This window comes from Pelagicoccus sp. SDUM812003, from assembly GCF_031127815.1.
Classification (GTDB): Bacteria; Verrucomicrobiota; Verrucomicrobiia; order Opitutales; family Opitutaceae; genus Pelagicoccus.
This window is the reverse complement of the sequence record NZ_JARXHY010000069.1, coordinates 1-594: the sequence shown is the minus strand read 5'-3', so window position 1 is coordinate 594 and position 594 is coordinate 1. Positions and strand designations below refer to the sequence as shown.

Sequence of the window (594 nt, the reverse complement as noted above, 5' to 3'; positions counted from 1 at the left end):
AACGTGAAAGCCATACGCGGAGGTCAGCGCGGAGCGCTGGCCGGAGTTGTATGGGCTGACTGGTTCTGCTTATTTTCTTCTTTCATCTCTTGCCTGCTTCTTTTTGAAGTAGTTGGGGTTCGTGACGTATTCGTACTTCAGTCCATCTGGATCAAAGAAGAACGTGGCATAATATCCGTCACCATATTCTGGACACTCACAAGGTGGATCTTCAACCATGCAGAGACCTTCTTTCTCTAGTGGTGCCAAAATCTTTTCGTAGAGGTCGTCGATGTCCTTTCGGTCTTCAGCGCAAAATGCTATGTGATTGTGTCTCCCAACTGCTCTTCTCTTATTTTTCTCGTAGGTTTCGTCGCCATGTGCTTGTACAATGCTGATCTCATGGGGCGTGCCTTCGAGCCATCGCTTCCAGTCTTCGAATGCCCATTCTCCTTCGTGATCGAAGTCTGCTCTCTCGTATCCAAGGTATTCAAATAACGGACCGTAAAACCGAGAGGAACGTTTCAGGTCAGAAACGTTGATGTTCATGTGGTGGAGCAGGCCTCTGTGTGGATTCATAAATTTGTTTTGCAGAACGTGAAAGCCATACGCGGA

At 47.6% G+C, this 594-nt stretch carries 1 protein-coding gene; it reads right to left on the bottom strand.

Features of this window, described 5'->3' with window-relative positions; all coding sequences use genetic code 11:
* Positions 1 to 69 precede the first annotated feature (69 nt).
* Positions 70 to 594 (bottom strand): VOC family protein (locus QEH54_RS22820; RefSeq protein WP_309021043.1); only part of this gene is annotated, 525 nt, incomplete at its 5' end.